Source organism: Rhodococcus sp. APC 3903 (genome assembly GCF_030407755.1).
GTDB lineage: Bacteria > Actinomycetota > Actinomycetes > Mycobacteriales > Mycobacteriaceae > Rhodococcus_F > Rhodococcus_F erythropolis.
Map to the genome: position 1 here is coordinate 413,602 of NZ_JASDCV010000002.1, position 18,839 is coordinate 432,440.

Genomic DNA, 18,839 nt, shown 5'->3' on the forward strand with positions numbered 1-18,839 from the left:
CTGAGTGTGCCCGTCCGCCGAAACGAATTCCAGTCCTCGGCGTAACAGTTATGTATCGAGTGTCACGCGGTGACGCCGATGCCCGCAGCCTGCTTCGCGACGTCGGTGTTCGCGAAAGCGAGGAACGCGTCGTTCTCGTGTGGATCGCCGATGGTCATCCGGACGCCCTCGACGCCGTACTGACGGATCAGAATGCCCGCCTCGGTACTCGCCTCGGCGAAACCGGGGGAGAGCTCTCCGAGGGGGAGATAGACGAAGTTCGCCGACGACTCGGGGACGGTGTACCCGGCTTCGATCAGTGCACTGCGCACTCGCGTCCGCTCGGCGATGACGCCTTCGGTGCGGGCAAGCAGTTCGTCTGCTGCAGCCAGGGAAGCGATTGCGGCGGCCTGCGCGACAGCGCTCACGGTGAACGGGGTGTGCACCTTGCCGAGGGCCACGATGATCTCCGGATCCGCGACTGCGTAACCCACGCGGATTCCCGCGAGGCCGTACGCCTTCGAGAAGGTGCGCAGAACAACCACGTTGGGGCGGCTGCGGAACAGTTCGATGCCGTCGGCGTCCGAGCGTGAGTATTCGAAGTACGCCTCGTCGAGTGCGACGACGACGTGCGTCGGGACCGCGTCGAGGAAGCTCTCGAGCTCTGCCTTCGACAACGCATTGCCGGTCGGGTTGTTGGGGTTGCACACGAAGATCAACCGCGTGCGATCCGTGATCGCGGCCAGCATCGCGTCGAGGTCGTGGCCGAAGTCCTCGGTCAGCGGAACCTTGACCGAGACGGCATGGCCGACCTGGGTGACCACGGGGTACGCCTCGAACGACCGCCACGCGTAGATGACCTCGTCACCCTGATCGCAGGTGATCTGCACGAGTTCTTGGCACAGCGTCACGGAGCCACAACCAGCGGCGACGTTGGCCGGCTCGACTTTCAGGAAGCTGGCCAGCGCCTCGATGAGTGCGACCGCGGCATTGTCCGGGTAGCGGTTGGCATTGGCGACCGCGTCGGCGACGGCGTCACGCACACCGGGCAACGGCCCTACGGTCGTTTCGTTGCTCGCCAGCTTGATCGCACCCGGAAAATTGCGTCCGGGAACGTAGGCGGGGATGGAGGCGAGGTCAGGGCGAATGTGTGCGGTCACGAGTCGATTATGCGCGCACCGATTTGGTGCGCAGCGGCCGTCTGCGTGTCAGAGTTAGAAGATGTCGGAAATCTTCCGGGCCACCGCGTATCTGCGCGGAGCCGAAGGGGAGGTCGCCACGGCTGTTCCGCTGACGGTGGTGGAGCCGGACGGCCCGACGCGGGGCGGGATCGTCGTCCTGCATGAAGCCCGCCAGTTCAGCCCGGCTCTGCTGAATCTGATGTGCGCACTCGCCGGCGAAGGGTGGGTGAGCGTCGCACCGCACCTGTTCCACCGCGAACCCGAACACATGCAGGGTGAGGTGTTCGGTGACAACCTCTTCGCCGACTTCGACGCGACCCTCGATTGGCTCGTCGGACGCGAAGTTCTCGCGGACACCGTCGGGGTGCTCGGATTCGACGACGCCGGTACCGCCGCGATGCTCGTGGCCACCAGCCGTCCCGTCGGCGCCGCGGTGAGCGTCGCCGCCCGGGGAATCGTCGAAGCCTTGTCGGTGGATGCTCAGGCGCTCGTCGACGCGGCCACTTCCCTGCAGGCGCCGTGGTTGGCGCTGTACGGCGAGGACGATCCCAGCACGCCGCGTGAGCACGTGACTCTGCTCCGGGAAGCGACCGCGAAGGCCGACGTCGCGACACTGGTGGTCAGCTACGCCGGACTGGCCCACCGGGCCGACGAGCCGCCACAGCTGTCCGAGGACGCCGACCTCGACGACCCTGGCTCGGCTTCGATCGTCGAAGCTCAGACCCGGATCTTCGACTGGTTCGACAGCCACCTGCGGTAAGTCGACAAATCAGGGCGCTGACCACACGTTTTGCCTTTGGTGGCGAAGGGTGTGTAATCTTTCGATCCGGCGGTCCGAAAGGATCGGAACCCCCAGGGAGGCGTGCCAGAGCGGCCGAATGGGACTCACTGCTAATGAGTTGTCCCTTTTACGAGGGACCGGAGGTTCAAATCCTCTCGCCTCCGCCAAGCCGGTGATTTTGACCGGCGGGTTAGAAATGATAGAAAGTACGACGGTAAGACACGCAAGACCAGCAAGACAACAGAACATGCGCCCGTAGCTCAACGGATAGAGCACTTGACTACGGATCAAGAGGTTAGGGGTTCGAATCCCTTCGGGCGCACAAGAAAGAAGGTCACAGACTCCGGTCTGTGACCTTCTTTTTGTTGTGGTGCATTCGCAATTTTTGAATGTGTGTGACGTCACCTCGGCGAATTTCGGTCGGTGACCCTCGCGATCGTAGGAACCAACAACCGATCCCCGCGACCTATGCTTTCTCCGGAGCATCCGCGCAAACCGAGGAGAACCCGTTGGAGACCGTCGACAGTCGGACGCTCCCGGTCTACTCGGCCGGGGCGGTCGAGGTGCCCTTTGTCATCGCGGGCATGGACGAGCTTGTCTCTCGCGAGACCCGGTGGGAGGCGCACTCGCACCCGACCCACGAATTGTTGTGGAACGAGCGAGGAGCGTCGAGCGCCACGGTGGGATCGCGCACGTGGACGATCACCCCGACCGTCGGTCTGTGGATGCCCGCCGGCGTCCTGCACTCGGCGATCGCGCCCGCCGGAACCTGGTATCGGGCCGCTCAGCTCGACATCGCATCGGTTCCGTCTCTGTCCGACGTGCCGGTGGCGATCGAGGTGACTCCGCTGCTGCGGAACCTCCTCGAGCGACTGGCAGACGATTCACTCGGAACCTCTTCGCGCTCGCTCACAGAGCAGATGGTGATCGACGTACTGGCGCCGTCACCCAACGAGTTGCTGGTTCTGGTGCCGGACTCGGCGCTTCTGCAACCCATCGTCGACGCGATCGGTGACGATCCGAGTGACATGCGAACGCTGTCCGACTGGGCAAGGCTCCTCGGCGTCAGCCCGCGAACCATCACCCGGGTATTTCGGTCGGAGACCGGGATGAGTTTCGGGCAGTGGGTGTCAGCGGTGCGCGCCCAACGGGCGGTGACGCTTCTTGCACACGGCTTGGATCTGCAAGAGGTTGCCGAGCGCGTGGGCTACCACTCGACCAGTGCGTTCGGTGCGGCATTCCGGCGCACCACCGGGGCCACACCAGGGATGTTCCGGGCTAGTTGATCGGCCATCACACCTTGTCTTGATCGCTACACGGGGTGTCCCAAACACGCGATTGCGCCACATTGCCCTCCCGTATACGGTTTAGGCAAACCTCACCTAAGTGCCCGATTGAGCCAGGTTGAGGGCCGTACCCCTTCTCGAGAGAGTTCTGTTTTCATGCGTTCAAAACGCTTCTTGGCGGTGGCCGCAGCAGCGGTCGCAGTCGCCCTCGGCATGACAGCTTGCAGTTCCGACTCCTCGGAGACCGCCGACGGCGGCAGCGCCGGAAGCGGATCCAGCTCCTTTCCCGTCACGATCGAGCACGCTTTCGGAACTACGACGATCGACGCCAAGCCGGAGCGAGTTGCCACCGTTGCCTGGGCCAATCACGAAGTGCCCCTTGCTCTCGGCGTGGTTCCCGTCGGAATGGCAGCGGCGACTTTCGGTGACGACAACGGCAACGGAATGCTGCCGTGGGTCGAGGAAAAGCTCGACGACCTCGGCGCGAAGCCGCCGGTGCTCTTCGACGAGACCGACGGCATCGACTTCGAAGCCGTCTCCGATACGAACCCTGACGTCATTCTTGCCGCGTACTCCGGATTGACGCAGGAGGACTACGACACTCTCAGTGAGATCGCTCCGGTTGTGGCGTATCCCGAGGGGCCGTGGGCGACGTCGTGGCGTGACGTCATCAAGTTCAACAGCATGGGCCTCGGCATGGAATCCGAAGGGCAGGAACTGATCTCCACCATCGAGAAGGAGATCGCCGACGAGGTTGCCTCACATCCGCAGCTTGCCGGCAAAGCAACAATGTTCCTGACGCACGTCGACACTGCCGACCTGAGTCAGGTCAGCTTCTACACTGCGAACGACACACGTGCCGCGTTCTTCGAGGACCTTGGACTTTCGACGCCGAAGAGCGTTGCCGACGCCTCGACGGGTGGTGAGTTCTCGAAGAAGGTCAGTGCCGAGCGTGTGGACGTCTTCGACGACGTCGAACTGATCGTCACCTACGGTGACCAGGCACTTGTCGACGCACTCAAGGCTGACCCGCTGCTCTCGCAGATGCCTGCCGTCGCCAACAATTCGATCGTGTTCCTCAACGGAACCGGGCCGATGGGAACGGCGGCCAACCCGACTCCGCTCGCCATTTCGTGGGTACTCGGCGACTATGTCGATCTGCTCGCCGGGGCTGCTGGAAAGTCGGAGTGACTGTAACCTCGCAGGATTCGACGTCGGGCGCCAGCGATACGCGGCGCCCGACGTTCGGCAATTCGCTGTGGCTGATCGCCCTTCTCGTGGTCCTCGCGGTGCTCATGTGCGCCTCGATCGTCATCGGCTCTCGTGAGGTCGATTGGTCCGACATCGTTGCCGCACTTGGCGGTTCCACCGACAATATCGGTCAGGGTGCGATTGCCAAGCGCATTCCGCGGACGGTGCTCGCGATCGTCGTGGGTGCTGCGCTCGGTCTTGCCGGCGCGGTGATGCAGGGGATTACCCGAAACCCTTTGGCGGATCCCGGAATCCTGGGCGTCAACATGGGCGCTTCGCTCGCCGTGGTGATCGGAATGGCGTGGTTCGGATTGTGGACCCAGACCAGCATGATCTGGGTGGCCGTACTCGGTGCAGCCGGGGCGGCATTGTTCGTCTACGTAGTCGGGTCACTCGGGCGAGGTGGAGCCACGCCACTCAAGTTGGCTCTTGCCGGGGCCGCAACATCGGCTGCGTTTGCTTCGTTCATCACTGCGATCATGCTGCCGCGAAACGATATTGCGGGCAACATTCGTTCGTGGCAGATCGGCGGCGTCGGTGGCGCGAGTTTCGAGGTGATCCGGCAGGGTCTGCCTTTCCTCATTGTCGGCTTCGTGATCTGTCTGCTGTCAGCGCGCAGTCTCAACTCTCTTGCGCTCGGCGACGAGGTTGCGTCAGGTCTCGGCGAACGCGTCGCGGTGGTTCGTGCAGTGGCAGCGCTCGGTGCAGTGTTGCTCTGCGGTGCGGCCACTGCCATTGCCGGACCGATCGGCTTCGTCGGTTTGGTTGTCCCGCATCTGTGCCGGTTGCTGATCGGGATCGACAACCGTTGGCTACTACCGTTTTCTGCGCTGACAGGTGCCGGCCTTCTCGTCGCCGCCGACATTCTCGGACGAATTGTCGCCCGGCCGAGCGAAATCGACGTCGGCATCATCACCGCGCTCGTCGGAGCGCCCTTCTTCATTTACATAGTCCGCCGTCAGAAAATACGTGAGCTGTGACCACTACATTCGTTACTCCCGAAGTCGAGGTCGACGCAGTCGGAGCAAGCCGTATCCGACGAGGTAGACGCCGCCGCATCGTGATTGCCGTGCTGACGGTCCTCGTCGTCGCCTCCTTCGCGGTCACTCTGATGGTGGGAAAAACCTTCTACCCGCCGTCAGATGTGCTTCGCGTCGTGCTGGGGGAGAAAGTACCTGGTGCCTCGTTCACCGTCGGCCGCCTCCGGCTGCCTCGCGCTGTCCTCGCTGTGGTCGCCGGAATCTGTTTCGGCTTGGGTGGCATCACGTTCCAGACGATGCTGCGCAACCCGCTCGCGAGCCCCGACATCATCGGGATCAGCTCCGGCGCAAGCGCTGCAGCGGCTTTCGCGATCATCTCGCTTTCGCTCGGCGGCTCGCAGGTCTCGATCTTCGCCATCGCTGTCGGTCTGGGCGTCGCAGTCTTGATCTACGTTCTGTCCTTCCGAGACGGTGTAGCAGGCACTCGGCTGATCCTGATCGGTATCGGCATCGCCGCGATGCTCGACAGCGTCACCGCCTACCTGCTCAGTACCGCCGCCGCGTGGGATCTGCAGGAGACGATGCGTTGGCTCACCGGCAGCCTCAACGGTGCCAACTGGGGTTCGACGGTTCCCGTGGTCCTGGCGCTGGTTGTCCTCGGACCGGTGCTGCTGAGCCAATCGCGCAACCTTTCGACCATCCAGCTCGGTGACGACGCAGCACAAGCGCTCGGCGTCAGAGTGGAACGAACGCGCATTCTGTCGATCATTGCGGCCGTCGGACTCATCGCCTTTGCCACTGCCGCTGCGGGGCCCATCGCCTTCGTCGCATTTCTGTCAGGGCCCATCGCCGCCCGCATCGTCGGTCCGGGAACATCACTTTTGATTCCGTCGGCGCTGGTCGGAGCGCTGCTGGTGCTAGTTGCCGATTTCTGCGGACAGTACGCCTTCGGCACCCGCTACCCCGTTGGCGTGGTGACCGGCGCGCTGGGAGCGCCGTATCTCGTCTACCTCATCATTCGCTCCAACCGAACGGGAGGTTCGCTGTGACCGAATCCCATACTCTGACTGTCGAAAACCTCGAACTCGGTTACGGAGGACGGACCGTCGTCGAATCGCTCGACCTCGCGGTGCCGCCGGGAAAGATCACGACCATCGTGGGCGCCAACGCGTGCGGCAAATCGACGCTGCTGCGGTCGATGTCGCGGCTACTCAGTCCCCGAAGCGGTCATGTTCTGTTGGACGGCAAGGATGTTCATCGCCTACCCGCGAAGAAGCTCGCTCGCACGCTCGGTCTGCTGCCGCAGTCACCGATCGCACCGGAAGGGATAGTTGTCGCCGATCTCGTCGGCCGAGGCCGACATCCACATCAGCGGGTGCTGTCGAGGTGGGGTCGCGAGGATGACGCAGCCGTCGCTGAGGCGCTTGCGGCAACGGACACAACCGAATTGGCCGAACGATCGGTGGACGAACTTTCCGGTGGTCAGCGCCAACGTGTGTGGATTGCGATGGCGCTCGCCCAACAAACCGATCTGCTTCTTCTCGACGAGCCGACTACCTTCTTGGACGTGAGCCACCAGGTTGAGGTCTTGGACCTGCTCACCGACCTGAATCGGACTCGGGGTACAACGATTGTCATGGTTCTGCACGATCTCAATCTCGCCGCCCGCTACGCCGACTACCTCGTCGCCATGGCCGATCGCCGGGTCTACGCGGAGGGTGATCCTGCCGAGGTGCTCACGAGCGACAACGTCCGCACCGTTTTCGGTCTCGAGAGCCGAATCATCCCCGACCCCATCTCGGGTAAGCCGTTGGTGTTGCCGCTCGGGCGCCACCACGTTCTCGACGACGTGTTGACGTGACGGCGTCGAACGCCCCGGGCGGGCGGATCGAATCCGTGGAACAACTCAATGCGATTCTCGGACAGCCCCATCCGACGATCATGGAGAAGCAGACCGCTTACACGACTCCGTTGATCCGTGAATTCATCGAGCAGGCACGGTTTTTTGTGCTTGCGACATCCGATGCGGCTGGAAATTGCGATTGCTCGCCGCGCGGAGACTTGGTCAGTCAGGTTCTGTTTCCCGACGAGAAGACGCTCGTGCTCCCGGATCGTCCGGGCAACCGGCGCGCCGACTCGTACCGGAACATGATCGAAAATCCTCACGTGGGGATCCTCTTTCTCGCGCCCGGGCACGACGAGATCGTGCGCGTCAACGGCACGGCGACTCTGTCCACCGATCCTGATCTGCTGGACTCGATGGCGATGAACGGCAAGCCGGCGCAGCTTGCGGTGATCGTGAAGATCGACGAGGCGTATCTGCATTGCGCGAGAGCGATTCTGCGGGCGAAGCTGTGGGATCCGTCGACGTGGCCCGCATCCGATGACGTACCGAGTCTGCGCGACATGATGGCCGAGCAGCACAGCCTGCGCGTCGAGGATCTGGAGCCGGCTCGGCAGGAGGCGTACCGCAAGTACCTGTACTGAGCGCAGATCCGTCACCTATGTCCGATAATGATCCGTGCCTTCAATTGCCTCGTCGCTGTTCTGGATTGCGCTGATCGCGGCCATCGCGCCGATAGTCGCGGGCTTGATCCCGCGTCGACTGGTTCCCGAAGTGGTGTTGCTACTGGTCGCGGGCGCCGTGGTCGGGCCGTTCGCCCTCAACATCGCCGCTGACAGCGAAGCGATCGGAATCCTCCGCGAACTCGGCCTCGGCATGCTGTTCCTGCTCGCCGGCTACGAGATCGATCGACAGGAACTCAGTGGGCGCGGCGGACGTCGAGCGCTCTACACGTGGCTGTTCTGCCTCGCGTTGGCGTTCACGGTGGTCGCGCTGCTTGGCATGAGGAACGTGATCTCCGCGGAAGCCGCTGTTGCCATCGCAATGACGTCGACCGCACTGGGCACGCTGTTGCCGATCCTCAAGGACAACAAACTCCTCGACACACGCTTGGGCAAGACGGTCCTCAATCACGGGGCCGTCGGCGAACTCGGGCCGGTCGTCGCGATGGCGGTGCTGCTGAGTGCCCGTGGTGCCGTCCTGTCGCTGATCGTTCTTGCCGTCTTCGCCTTGATCGCCATCGTCGTGGCGGTGCTGCCCGGCAAGCTGATTCACGAAGGCTCGTGGACACATCGGCTGGTGCGGGCAGGAGCGGACACCACGGCGCAGACGACGGTCCGCCTCACCGTTCTGTTGTTGGTCAGCCTCGGAGTGCTGTCGGCCGTGTTCTCACTCGACGTCATTCTCGGCGCGTTTGCCGCCGGCTTCATCCTGCGGCGACTGATGCCAGAGGGCGACGAGCGCCTCGAGATCAAGCTCGACGGGATCGCCTTCGGGTTCCTCATCCCGATCTTCTTCATCACTTCAGGCATGGCAATCGACGTCTCGGCGGTCGCCGCCAGTCCCGGCATACTGATTGCGTTTCTGATCCTGATCGTTGTCGTCCGCGGCGTGCCGGTGTTCTTCGTGACCAAGTTCGAGAAGGTCGAGCCGCCCTTCACCACGCGCGAAAGTGCGCAAGTCGCGTTGTACGGGGCTACCGGTCTGCCCATGATCGTGGCGGTCACGGGCGCTGCCGTCGACGCGCATCAGATGTCGTCGGACAACGCGTCGATTCTTGTCGCGGCCGGGGCGATCACCGTTCTACTGCTGCCGATGCTCGCCACTCTCTTGACGAAAAAGGAGAAAGTGTCCTGATTCAGAGATCCAACTGCTCGTCGAGCCAGTCGAACATTCGCTGATCCGTCAGACGCCTCGCCATGGGCTGACAGTGGAAGTTCGCGCCTTCGGCAGCGGTGAAGGGAACCACCGTCGTCGGTCCGCCGGATAGGGCGGCAAGCCGCTTGGATTGACCGGGCCAGAACTGCTCGCCTTCCGGATCGGTGATGAGCAGGGGAGTGGAGATCGAGCCGGCGACGTGTTCGAGGTGGTACTTCCGAACCTCGGCGAGAGTGTTGTAGTAGCCGTCGGCGAGGTACGGACGCGCTCGGAAGCGCCAGATCCGGGCGCTGTCCTTCGAGAATTTCATCCCCAGCCCTATCGCCATGTCGCGGTCGAAGGCCTCCGACTTCCCCTCGTCGAGCAGCTTCTGCATGTTCTTGGGGATATGGGCGAGCCACGACGCGGCCACGTCCACGACCCCCGGATCGGCGATCGCTGCCGCGATCCGATGCTCGAACGCCAACGACTGCGGTACCCAGTAACCGCCCTGACTGATCCCGTAGATCGCCAGCTTCGACGCATCGACGTCCGGCCGGTCCACGAGATAGTCGACGACGGGCGTGATGACGGATTCCCAGTCGTGACGGAACGGGATGTTGCGCTCGAAGAGCATCGACTGCTGACCGGGACCGTCGAACATCAACACGTTGTAGCCCCGCTCGAGGGCCCCGGCGCCGCCGCTGCCCCACAGTCCGCTGATCGGGCCGTCGCTACCGTTCACCATGATCAACGTCGGCCGTCGCACGTCGCCGGGTGGCCGGAAGAAGTACCCGGGCAAGTAGGTGTCCTCGTAAGGGATCCGGACGCGTTCGACGGGCTGGGCGGTGGTGTCGACGAAGCGGTCCCACGCTTGTCGGTGACGTTTGAAAGTGGGGACCAGAACCGAATCGTCGCTGAGACCGTCTACGGCGTTGATCGCCACACCGAAGTACGACGCCGCCCGCAGGTACGCGTTGGACGCGCTTCGTGAATGCCCGGCCTCGGCCGCCTCATCGGCGTGCCCGAATACTCGTGTGCCGAGGTCGAACCAGGCCTCGTACCAGCCCTCGAGGTCTTTCTCGCCGACATGAGCGATGGCCGAGAGCACTTCGCCGGTATCTGCCGCGCCGTAGGTGGCTTGCCCGAGAACGACTCGTAGCTCGAAGTCGAAGGACTCGTTGCGGTAGAAACCGGCAGTGAACGCCTGGTGTGGATGGGCGAAGAACGACGACGCGAGAGACATGGGCACACCTTCGCTAGTTCGGGGCAGCCATTTTCAGTTGTAGTTCCAGGATCGCCCGAATCGGTTGCCGGAAAACCTGTCAGCGTGGCGACGCCGGGAGCCCGGTGGATGGCGGCCTCGACATCGCAAATGCCAGGGTGCACAACCACAACGACATCCCCAGCACCTGTGCGCGTTGAGCGATACCCAGTCCGAGATTACCGCCGCCGGAGACTTCGATGCTGTTGGTCGTCAACATCCACACCGTCGCAAGGGAAGTCAGGATCAAAATGGTCAGACCCGTCGTCCGCAAAGAAGGGTGTTCGCGATACCTGAACGCTCCCACGGTGAATGCGATCATCGCGGTGAAGATCGCGAACACCGCCACGCTGCTCGTCAATGCGTGAACGTGGTGAAGCTGCGGAAGTAGGCCGTCGGGTGCGCTCGACGGGCAGCCCTCACCCGAGCATTCGAGAGGGAACGACGCGTCGGCGATTGTGGCGATGCCGAACACTGCAAGTGCAATCCAGCCCGTGACGTAGAGCCTGCGCCTGGGCGTGATCAGCAGACCCAGCGCTCCGGAGATCAACATCAAGATCGCGGACAGGACGTCGGCATTGCCGAAGACGTCACGGTATTTCTGGTTCTCGGCATCGAGTTCGCTGAGGAACGATGTCACCGGGTCGAGGCCGGTGTCGAGGAAGAATTCGAGAATCCACGACGAGTAGACAATTCCGCCCAGAGCCAGCGCAGCCACCAAACCCCACCGCGCAACGTTGCGTTCCTTCACGAAATCGAGCTTACGGACCGAGCAGGGCTTTCTGGACGCGTTCGGCTGCTACCAGCGGATCTTCGTGCTCCCAGATGCGGATGACGGTCCAACCCTGCTCTGCCAGACGTGCATCGGTGTCGCGGTCTCGAACCACGTTGGCGGCCAACTTGTCCGTCCACCACTGCGCGTTGTTCTTGGGAAACGTCGCATGCTGCGGGCAGCTGTGCCAGAAGCATCCGTCCACGAACACCGCGACTTTGCGGCGCGGAAACACCAGATCAGCGCGTCGGCGAACACCTTTGACAGGCGCCCGGTCCACGAAGTACCGGAGTCCGCGCCGATGAAGCTCGCGTCGAAGTGCAATTTCAGGTTTGGTGTCGCGCCGACGCTGAGCGCTCATCCGAGCGCTGGTGGCAGGATCCGTCGCAGGCACCGTGGTTCCCTCAGCCGTCGGAATCGTCGCTGTCTTCGGGATCGGACCAGGTGGGCGCAAACCTGTTGCGACGCTCCACTTCACCGTGCACGACGGTCACGAAGTCGGTGAACGAGAGCGTCTGAGCTTCGGTGGGCCGGCCGTTGCGCGGCGGCGGCTCGTCGACGTCGAAGAACCGAACCGCGCCATCGGGTTCGTAGAGTCCGATGTAGACCTTCTCGAAGAGGTCGTAGCGGGTGTCCTCGGCGCCGAGATCCACCCAGGCCTTTCCTGGAACGCCGACCACCGCGCGCTTGCCCCGGCCCGAGCGCTTCGAGAGCGTCGTGACGTGGTGTGCAAAAGAGGATTTGCCGGTGTCGCTGGTCTTGGTCGGGTCGCCGTCGTCGCACGTGGCGTACGGCTCGAACATGACGGCGACCAACACGCTGTACGGCTGACGCTGATGCAGAACCATTGCCTCGCCACGCAATTCGTGGTCGTTGCGGACGATGTTCTTGGTCCACCGTCCAAGTTTTCCGCTGCGGGGACTGTAGTCCTGGAAGTTGTACGTCTTGATGGAGACGCAGAGGATCAGGCCGAGAGTGGGGTCGAGTGCCTTGACGTCCAAGCGCTTTCGGCCCTTGGCGACATCAACGGTTGCCTCCTGGCCTTCGCCGGACGCTGTCGGGGTGATGTTGGGATACAGCGGACGCAGAGCGTCGGCCACCGTCTGTGCCAGTTGATTGGAGAGTCGCTGGGCGTAGTTCTTCTTCTCGCCGCGATCGGCGTCGGCCGGGGGCTTGTCGCCCGCGAGTTGCAGTGCGCTCCACAGTGGTTCGTGTTCCGGCTCGGAAAGCAGGGGTTCGGGGAATAGCGTTTCAGGTTCGGGGAACAGTGATTCCGTCATGCCGCGGCCTCGGGGTATCCGCCCATCCGCTCGAGATGGCTTTCGACGTCCTCGATGAAACCGGGGATGAACCGAAGGTTGCCCATGCGTGCGCGCTTGAGGAAGCCGGCTGTGGCCCGCGCCGACAGCAACCGCGTGTCCTCGAGGAAACCGCTCAGATCCTCGTAGTCGTACTGGACCGGCCAGGTCGAGGTGTGGACGCGGAAGGCTTGGCGGTTACGGCCCCACGCCGCACTCGGCCACGCGTCGCCCGGTTCGAGTGGCGTCTCGCCGGCGGCGTCGTATTCGATGGGATCGTTCAACCGGCCACCGACCCACGATGCCATCCGCACGCTCACGGCATTGCCGACGAGCTTCCATCGGTGGCTGTGGCGTAGGCCGGGAACCTCGACGGACGGAAGCGTCCAGTCGGGATCGAAACCCTGCAGGCGTTCGGCGTCGACGAGGCCGGGAGTGACGATCTCACCGGACGGCAACCGGACCGCCGGCTGGCTGGGGATGCCGACGGACGAGCCGCCCTTGAGCGTCGGCACGGCATTGACGGCCCATCCGAGTCCGCGGGTGCCTTCGGTCCAGTAAAAGCCGCAGGGGTAGTCCGCGGGATCACCTCCCAGGCGCTCGCCGGCGTCCTGGCCGAACAGGATTTCGCGAGGATCGTCCGTGCGCGAGGCAAGCATGATGACGCGCTGGCGGCGCTGGGGGAGTCCGAAGGCGCGGGCGTCGACCACCCGGTATGCCCAGGTGTATCCGAGGTCTTCGAGAGCGTCGGTGATGTGCCGCATGGCAGCGCCCTTGCCGAGTTGCAGCATGAACGGAACGTTCTCGATCAACAGCCAGCGCGGGCCTTTCTTGCGCTTGACCAGACGGAACACCTCGTCCACCAGGCCTGAGCGTGCGCCGGTGATGCCCGCCGTTTTGCCGGCCTGAGAGAGGTCCTGGCAGGGGAAACCGGCGGCCACCAATTCGATGTCGCTGGGCAGCGCGCGCAGTTTGGTGACGTCGCCGTGCAACGGCACGTCGGCGAAACGCGAACGGAGAACTGCCTGGGCGCCCGGATCGATTTCACACAGCAGTTCGGTGTTCCACCCATGTTCCGAGAGCCCCAACTCGAGCCCGCCGATACCGGCAAACAAACCCACCATGCTCCGCGACGACGTCACAGCACCCTTCCTCACGAACCGACCTAGAAGCACGGTACTCGAGAACTCCGACACCGTTTGCCAACTATTCGGTCTGCGGGGTGCTCCTTACGGAAGAACCGTTGTGAAACGCCTTACATCGAGATCTTCGGGGCCGATCGAAGTCCCTAAAAGGTCCCTGATCGAAGCAATAACCCGAACCAGCGGTGCTCCGCGCCCGTTCGTCCATTACCGTGGTCGGGTGAGCATCCAACCTTCCGGTGACGCGTCCTGGCCCGCGGTATTGACCTGGCAGGCCCACAACGCTCCTCGTATGGAGTCTGTTCGTGTGCAGCTGAACGGAAATCGCATCAAGGCTTCCGGCCGGATCATCGGTGGAGCCTGCAGTGAGCACCCTGCATTCAGCGCGTCATACGACCTGGTCACCGACGAGGCCGGCATCACCCGCAGGCTGTCGGTGCGGACCGCCCTGGCCGCCGGTGAGCGTCAGATGTCGATCAGCCGGGACGAAGAAGGCACCTGGATGGTCGAGAACGGCGCCAGTCACCAGCGCTCTGCGTTCGATGGCGCACTCGATGTCGACGTGATCCTCAGCCCGTTCTTCAACACGCTGCCCATCCGCCGCGTCGGCTTGCAGAACGACATCGAAGACGCCGAGGTCCCGGTCGTCTACGTCAACCTTCTCGACCTGCGCGTCGAGGGTGCGACCATCACCTACAGCAGCGGCACCGACGGAATCAGTGTGCTGTCCCCGGTGTCCAGCTCGACGCTGGCCGTCGATACCGAAGGCTTCGTCCTCGACTACCCGGGTCTGGCAACTCGAATCTAGGTTTCGTACTTCTAGGTTTCGGATCGCCGGATGACACCACCGCGTCGACCGGCGTCCCGCATCCGCTCGATCCAGTCGGGTTCTCCGACCCGAAGGTCTTCGATGTCCCAACGCTCGTGCGACTCGTAAGCGCCGCGCGCAGCGAACCCTGCGTCCACCAATCGTGCCGTGGAGCCGTTGTCGAGCAGATCGGTACGTGCACCCTGCAAAAGGACGAGCGCTTCATCCAGTGCGACCAGCAGGGCGTCACGGTTGCCCTCGCACATCGCCCGCACCAGGCCAGGAGCGCTCCCGGCTACGCGGGTGCCGTCGCGAAATGACCCGGCGGCCAGCCCAAGAGCCAGTTCGCCGCCGGCAGCTCCGGTGATCGCGAGTGTTTCCGCCAGTAGGTGGGGCAGGTGAGAGATACGCGCGACTGCACGATCGTGCTCGAGAGATTCGGCCGGCACCACCACCGAGCCGCAGTCGAGTGCCAGGTCGGCGACCTGCGACCACACGTCTGCGTCGACGCCGTTGTCGGTGGCAACGACCCACACCGCGTCGACGAACAGATCGGCATCCCCGACCGCCCAACCCGAAGCTGACGTCCCCGTCATCGGATGACCGCCCACGAACTTGGCGCTCAAGCCCGCTCGTTCGACCGCGGCCTTCACTTCGCCCTTGACGCTGACGACGTCCGTGATCGGATTGTTCGGCGCATGCGCGGCGATTGCCTCCAAGGTGGCGTCGACGGCAGGCATCGGCACGGCGATCACAATGATCGCACCGCTCTCGTTCGCTCTCTGCAGCACTGAAACCAGATCGGTGTCGGCGTCGAAACCGTCGGCTCGGGCCGCGTCGGCGGACTCGCTGGAACGGTTGTAACCCCACGCCTGACGACCGGATCGGACGGCGGCGCGAAGTAGCGAACCGCCGATCAATCCGAGGCCGAGAACGCAGACTGGTGGGGCGGAATCGATCGCAGACACGAGTTCAGGTTGGCACATCGATGCTCGGACTTCACTCACTGGCACCAGGCGGGCTACCGTTGCGCCATGGGTGCACAGCGCGCGGGTAACAAGAGCGCCTCTTCGAACCAGTCGGAGGAGCTTGAAGGCTTCGGTGTCGCGGTGGTCCGTGAAGAGGGGCGTTGGACGGTCAAGGCACTGACGCCCGACGCGTTGACCTCGCTCTCGGCCGCCGAAACGCAGCTGCGTGAGCTGCGAAGTTCGGGTGCCGTCTTCGGTCTTCTCGACGTCGACGACGAGTTCTTCATCGTGTTGCGTCCGGCGCCGTCCGGCACGCAGTTGCTGATTTCCGACGCGACCGCCGCCATCGACTACGACATCGCAGCTGACGTCCTCGACGCCTTGCACATCGAGATCCCCGACATCGACCCGGACGACCTCGACGACGTCGAACCCTGGGAAGAGGGCGACCTGTCCGTCCTGGCCGATCTGGGCCTGCCGGAACCCGTGCTCGCCGTCATCGCGGCCGAGACCGATCTTTATCCGGACGAGCAGTTGGGGATGATCGCGCAGCGACTCGGGTTCGCGTCCGAGTTCGGCGCAGCGCTCGACAAGCTCCCGCGTTAGATGACTCTCGCTGACGATCAGCGCATGATCCGTGCGGCCATCGTGGCCGCACGTTCCGCCTCCGACGCAGACGTCCCGGTCGGGGCAGTGGTGTTCGACGCAGACGGCGTCGAAGTTGCTCGGGCCGCCAATGCCCGGGAAGCGTCGTCCGATCCGACCGCGCATGCCGAAATCCTCGCGTTGCGCGCTGCCGCAAGAATCTACGGTGACGGCTGGCGCCTGGAAGGTGCGACGCTGGCCGTCACCCTCGAGCCATGCACGATGTGTGCTGGCGCTCTGGTCCTCGCCCGGGTTTCTCGGGTTGTTTTCGGGGCGTGGGAGCCGAAAACCGGAGCCGTCGGATCATTATGGGACGTAGTTCGAGATAAAAGATTGACCTATCGGCCGCAGGTGCGCGGCGGGGTCCTCGAGGACGAATGCGCTGGGCTTTTGGAAGATTTCTTCCGCGAGCAGCGGGCCTGAAATCGGTATTCCCCATCGAGAGTGATCGCACACTCGGGTAGCCGGAACCGGTAATCACGGGCATGGTGGAGATCAGATGCCGTCAGGGTATCGGCGAATCGCCGGAAGGTGATTCGTTCGCGTTCACAGAGGAGTACTCATGGGAATCGCAGACAAGGCTCAGAACAAGGCCGAAGACCTCGGGGGCAAGGCCAAGGAAGCTGCTGGCAGCGCTACCGGTGACCGGGACCTCGAAAACGAAGGTAAAGGCGACCAGGTGAAATCGGCCGTCAAGGATGCCGGCGAGAAGGTCAAGGACGCCGCATCCAGCATCAAGGACAAGCTCACGTAATACCGCTCCACCTGGCGATTTCGGCCACGGGCACTCCATCCGGTAAAGTCACCAACGGTGGCGTGTCCGAGCGGCCTAAGGAGCACGCCTCGAAAGCGTGTGACGGGTAACCCCCGTCCGAGGGTTCAAATCCCTCCGCCACCGCCAAAGCTCCCCACCTGTTCACGCAGGTGGGGAGCTTTTTTGTGCCAAATCGGGTGAATCTCCGCCCGTTTGTGGCCACTTTTTGGCCACACTCGCCGGTGAGTAAGCCTTATCCATCGTGACCGCCACGTCGTCGAGATCGGTATCGAACAGGTCCGCGTATGTGTCAAGGGTGACCTTCGCCGAAGTGTGCCCGAGCATCCTTGCCAGCGCCAGAACATTCACGCCAGAGCTGATCGCCAGGCTCGCCGTGGTGTGCCGCAGATCGTGGGGAGTGATCGTCTGGACACCAGCGCGCTTGACGGCGCCGACGAACCAACGCCGAGCAGTTTGCCTGCCTCAACAGCGTTAAGCAGACGTGGTTCCCCCGTCCTGAGTTCGACTTGCCCTGTTCGCTCAGACTCGATTCGACTGAGGCGATTGCCAGCCAGTTGGCGGACAACGTCTCGAAGGAGATCGACAACGGCGGGTGGAATAACAATCGCTTCGGTTCCAGTCATGTCCTAACTAAACCCCGCAACCCCGCAGGTTTGAACTCGTTTCCCGGCATACTCAGCGGTGATCTACGCGTGCCTACGCCACCTTGCGTGTCGTGAGACGAGGTCTGTCGGATGATCTGCACTGATGCTTTGTTATGTAAATGTGATTACTACTCGACGTCGGACATGCGCTACAGTCGAGTCATAAACACCGACCCCGCTGTTAGCCCTTGGGCTATCAAGGGTCGGTTTTCCTTTGGGTGGGCATGAGTATGGGCATGGACTACGACAAACCGCACCTGACCTACGCCGATCAGGTTGCGAAGATGCAGCAGCGAGGCATCGTTTGCCCCGACCAGGACGCAGCTATCGGGTTGGTGGAGATGGTCGGCTACTACCGACTCTCGGCGTACATCTATCCATTCCGCGAGCTCCTGCCTCCCGACCAGCGCCAGAAGGTTAGCCGAGCCCACTTTCGCGCGGAGGAGATCCGGTGTGACACGCATGTTTCCGACATCGAGAGTCTGTGGAGATTTGATCGGAAACTGCGGCTGAAATGCCTCGATGCCCTCGAAACGGTCGAGGTCGGCTTACGAACACGGCTCGCTTACGTGCTTGGTAGGCGAGATGTGTTCGGCCATGTACATCGGGAGTCGCTTGAGCCGGATTCGTGCGATGAGCCCTCGAAGCGTCCCGCGCTGGGCGCCCATCACGCTCCGGCTGACAGGTTTGACGAATGGATTGAGCGGTACCGGAAGCTCGAATCAGATGCGAAAAACGAGGACTACGTCGTACATCACCGAGGAAAGTATGGCGGTGAGTTACCGATCTGGATCGCAGTAGAGTTCCTCGATTTCGGTGCACTGGCCAGACTCTTCCAGCTCCTACGCAAGGTCGACCAAAACGAGATTGCGTCCGCAATGGGGGTGAAGGGCGGACCACTCCTCGGCCGCTGGCTGCGGGACCTGAACTATTTGCGTAACCTGTGCGCCCATCACAGCCGTTTATGGAACAGAACCTTGACCTACAAGGCTGGGAACTTCAACAAGACTCAGGTTGGCGAGGATCTGCAGCATGTTGCGTCGGGTGGGTCACGAGAGAAGTTGTACGTGCCAATTGCGTGCCTAGCGTATTTGACTCGCAGAATTTCACCTCGCTCTACCTGGCCCCTTGACCTGAGGAGTCACGTCAAGAAGTTCCCAGTCATCGAGGGGATCTCTCCAGGGCGTGACATGGGCTTTGTAGAAGGCTGGGAGTCGCTTCCTCTGTGGAGCGCGGTCCCGGCCAAAGGTTGACCGGCACCTTTCTGCGGAGCCCCGTCAAAAAGTGCCGGTGGCTTGCTCAGGCGTATCGAACTCTATGGGCATGTCTCGGGAGAATCTGAGATAGCTTCCCGGCTCCGGGAAA

The 18,839-nt window shown here is 63.0% G+C and carries 20 protein-coding genes, 3 tRNA genes and 1 pseudogene; 16 read left to right on the top strand and 8 right to left on the bottom strand.

Annotation, left to right across the window (positions count from 1 at the left end):
• Nucleotides 1-62: 62 nt before the first annotated feature.
• Nucleotides 63-1,139, bottom strand: coding sequence for a histidinol-phosphate transaminase (gene hisC, locus QMA15_RS04350; RefSeq protein WP_029254256.1), 1,077 nt, complete (start codon nucleotides 1,137-1,139; stop codon nucleotides 63-65).
• 61 nt (nucleotides 1,140-1,200) lie between these two features.
• Between hisC and QMA15_RS04355 the strand changes: the two genes are divergently transcribed.
• From QMA15_RS04355 to QMA15_RS04400, 10 genes are all read left to right on the top strand, one after another.
• Nucleotides 1,201-1,920 carry a dienelactone hydrolase family protein gene (locus tag QMA15_RS04355; protein ID WP_113683463.1) on the top strand — a complete coding sequence of 240 codons (720 nt, stop codon included), beginning with the start codon at nucleotides 1,201-1,203 and terminating at the stop codon, nucleotides 1,918-1,920.
• 96 nt (nucleotides 1,921-2,016) lie between these two features.
• Nucleotides 2,017-2,108 (top strand) — tRNA-Ser (locus tag QMA15_RS04360).
• Nucleotides 2,109-2,190: 82 nt separating this feature from the next.
• Nucleotides 2,191-2,263, top strand: a tRNA-Arg gene (locus tag QMA15_RS04365).
• A gap of 187 nt (nucleotides 2,264-2,450) precedes the next feature.
• A complete protein-coding gene (locus tag QMA15_RS04370; RefSeq protein ID WP_029537413.1) occupies nucleotides 2,451-3,227 on the top strand; it encodes an AraC family transcriptional regulator in 777 nt (258 codons plus the stop codon).
• A 156-nt stretch (nucleotides 3,228-3,383) separates the two neighbouring features.
• The gene (locus tag QMA15_RS04375) at nucleotides 3,384-4,418 is read left to right on the top strand and encodes an iron-siderophore ABC transporter substrate-binding protein (RefSeq protein WP_020968170.1); all 1,035 of its coding nucleotides are present in this window, start codon (nucleotides 3,384-3,386) and stop codon (nucleotides 4,416-4,418) included.
• Nucleotides 4,415-5,458, top strand: coding sequence for an iron ABC transporter permease (locus QMA15_RS04380; protein WP_020968171.1), 1,044 nt, complete (start codon nucleotides 4,415-4,417; stop codon nucleotides 5,456-5,458). The genes QMA15_RS04375 and QMA15_RS04380 overlap by 4 nt, the downstream gene beginning before the upstream one ends.
• Complete coding sequence (locus QMA15_RS04385; protein WP_279162948.1) at nucleotides 5,455-6,507, top strand: iron chelate uptake ABC transporter family permease subunit; 1,053 nt, start codon at nucleotides 5,455-5,457, stop codon at nucleotides 6,505-6,507. The genes QMA15_RS04380 and QMA15_RS04385 overlap by 4 nt, the downstream gene beginning before the upstream one ends.
• Nucleotides 6,504-7,319: an ABC transporter ATP-binding protein gene (locus QMA15_RS04390; RefSeq protein WP_279162949.1), complete on the top strand. Its 816-nt coding sequence runs from the start codon at nucleotides 6,504-6,506 to the stop codon at nucleotides 7,317-7,319. The genes QMA15_RS04385 and QMA15_RS04390 overlap by 4 nt, the downstream gene beginning before the upstream one ends.
• The gene (locus QMA15_RS04395) at nucleotides 7,316-7,945 is read left to right on the top strand and encodes a pyridoxamine 5'-phosphate oxidase family protein (RefSeq protein ID WP_279162950.1); all 630 of its coding nucleotides are present in this window, start codon (nucleotides 7,316-7,318) and stop codon (nucleotides 7,943-7,945) included. The genes QMA15_RS04390 and QMA15_RS04395 overlap by 4 nt, the downstream gene beginning before the upstream one ends.
• A gap of 34 nt (nucleotides 7,946-7,979) precedes the next feature.
• Nucleotides 7,980-9,158 carry a cation:proton antiporter gene (locus QMA15_RS04400; RefSeq protein WP_019746478.1) on the top strand — a complete coding sequence of 393 codons (1,179 nt, stop codon included), beginning with the start codon at nucleotides 7,980-7,982 and terminating at the stop codon, nucleotides 9,156-9,158.
• A 1-nt stretch (nucleotide 9,159) separates the two neighbouring features.
• On the opposite strand, the gene QMA15_RS04405 is transcribed toward QMA15_RS04400, so the two are convergent.
• From QMA15_RS04405 to dcm, 5 genes are all read right to left on the bottom strand, one after another.
• Entirely contained in the window at nucleotides 9,160-10,404 is a 1,245-nt protein-coding gene (locus QMA15_RS04405; protein WP_113683467.1) for a prolyl oligopeptidase family serine peptidase, read from the bottom strand.
• Between the two features lie 79 nt (nucleotides 10,405-10,483).
• Complete coding sequence (locus QMA15_RS04410; protein ID WP_007731663.1) at nucleotides 10,484-11,173, bottom strand: DUF998 domain-containing protein; 690 nt, start codon at nucleotides 11,171-11,173, stop codon at nucleotides 10,484-10,486.
• A gap of 10 nt (nucleotides 11,174-11,183) precedes the next feature.
• Nucleotides 11,184-11,588, bottom strand: a complete 405-nt coding sequence (locus tag QMA15_RS04415; RefSeq protein ID WP_019746481.1) for a very short patch repair endonuclease — start codon at nucleotides 11,586-11,588, stop codon at nucleotides 11,184-11,186.
• 10 nt (nucleotides 11,589-11,598) lie between these two features.
• The gene (locus QMA15_RS04420) at nucleotides 11,599-12,474 is read right to left on the bottom strand and encodes a hypothetical protein (RefSeq protein ID WP_029254265.1); all 876 of its coding nucleotides are present in this window, start codon (nucleotides 12,472-12,474) and stop codon (nucleotides 11,599-11,601) included.
• Nucleotides 12,471-13,616, bottom strand: a complete 1,146-nt coding sequence (gene dcm, locus QMA15_RS04425; RefSeq protein ID WP_174531793.1) for a DNA (cytosine-5-)-methyltransferase — start codon at nucleotides 13,614-13,616, stop codon at nucleotides 12,471-12,473. The genes QMA15_RS04420 and dcm overlap by 4 nt, the downstream gene beginning before the upstream one ends.
• 238 nt (nucleotides 13,617-13,854) lie before the next feature.
• Between dcm and QMA15_RS04430 the strand changes: the two genes are divergently transcribed.
• A complete protein-coding gene (locus QMA15_RS04430; protein ID WP_019746484.1) occupies nucleotides 13,855-14,442 on the top strand; it encodes a putative glycolipid-binding domain-containing protein in 588 nt (195 codons plus the stop codon).
• An 11-nt stretch (nucleotides 14,443-14,453) separates the two neighbouring features.
• Here QMA15_RS04430 and QMA15_RS04435 read toward each other — a convergent pair whose 3' ends face one another.
• Nucleotides 14,454-15,428 carry a prephenate dehydrogenase gene (locus QMA15_RS04435; protein WP_029254267.1) on the bottom strand — a complete coding sequence of 325 codons (975 nt, stop codon included), beginning with the start codon at nucleotides 15,426-15,428 and terminating at the stop codon, nucleotides 14,454-14,456.
• 48 nt (nucleotides 15,429-15,476) lie between these two features.
• Here QMA15_RS04435 and QMA15_RS04440 point away from each other — a divergent pair, with 48 nt between their 5' ends.
• From QMA15_RS04440 to QMA15_RS04455, 4 genes are all read left to right on the top strand, one after another.
• Nucleotides 15,477-16,016, top strand: coding sequence for a tRNA adenosine deaminase-associated protein (locus tag QMA15_RS04440; protein ID WP_003943823.1), 540 nt, complete (start codon nucleotides 15,477-15,479; stop codon nucleotides 16,014-16,016).
• Nucleotides 16,017-16,478: a nucleoside deaminase gene (locus QMA15_RS04445; protein ID WP_019746485.1), complete on the top strand. Its 462-nt coding sequence runs from the start codon at nucleotides 16,017-16,019 to the stop codon at nucleotides 16,476-16,478.
• Nucleotides 16,479-16,617: 139 nt separating this feature from the next.
• Entirely contained in the window at nucleotides 16,618-16,809 is a 192-nt protein-coding gene (locus QMA15_RS04450) for a CsbD family protein (protein ID WP_003943869.1), read from the top strand.
• Between the two features lie 56 nt (nucleotides 16,810-16,865).
• Nucleotides 16,866-16,956 (top strand) — tRNA-Ser (locus QMA15_RS04455).
• 15 nt (nucleotides 16,957-16,971) lie between these two features.
• On the opposite strand, the pseudogene QMA15_RS04460 reads toward QMA15_RS04455, so the two are convergent.
• Nucleotides 16,972-17,286, bottom strand: a pseudogene (locus tag QMA15_RS04460) (tyrosine-type recombinase/integrase); the annotation flags it as partial.
• A 424-nt stretch (nucleotides 17,287-17,710) separates the two neighbouring features.
• Here QMA15_RS04460 and QMA15_RS04465 point away from each other — a divergent pair.
• Entirely contained in the window at nucleotides 17,711-18,727 is a 1,017-nt protein-coding gene (locus tag QMA15_RS04465; RefSeq protein ID WP_157902087.1) for an Abi family protein, read from the top strand.
• Nucleotides 18,728-18,839: the final 112 nt, after the last annotated feature.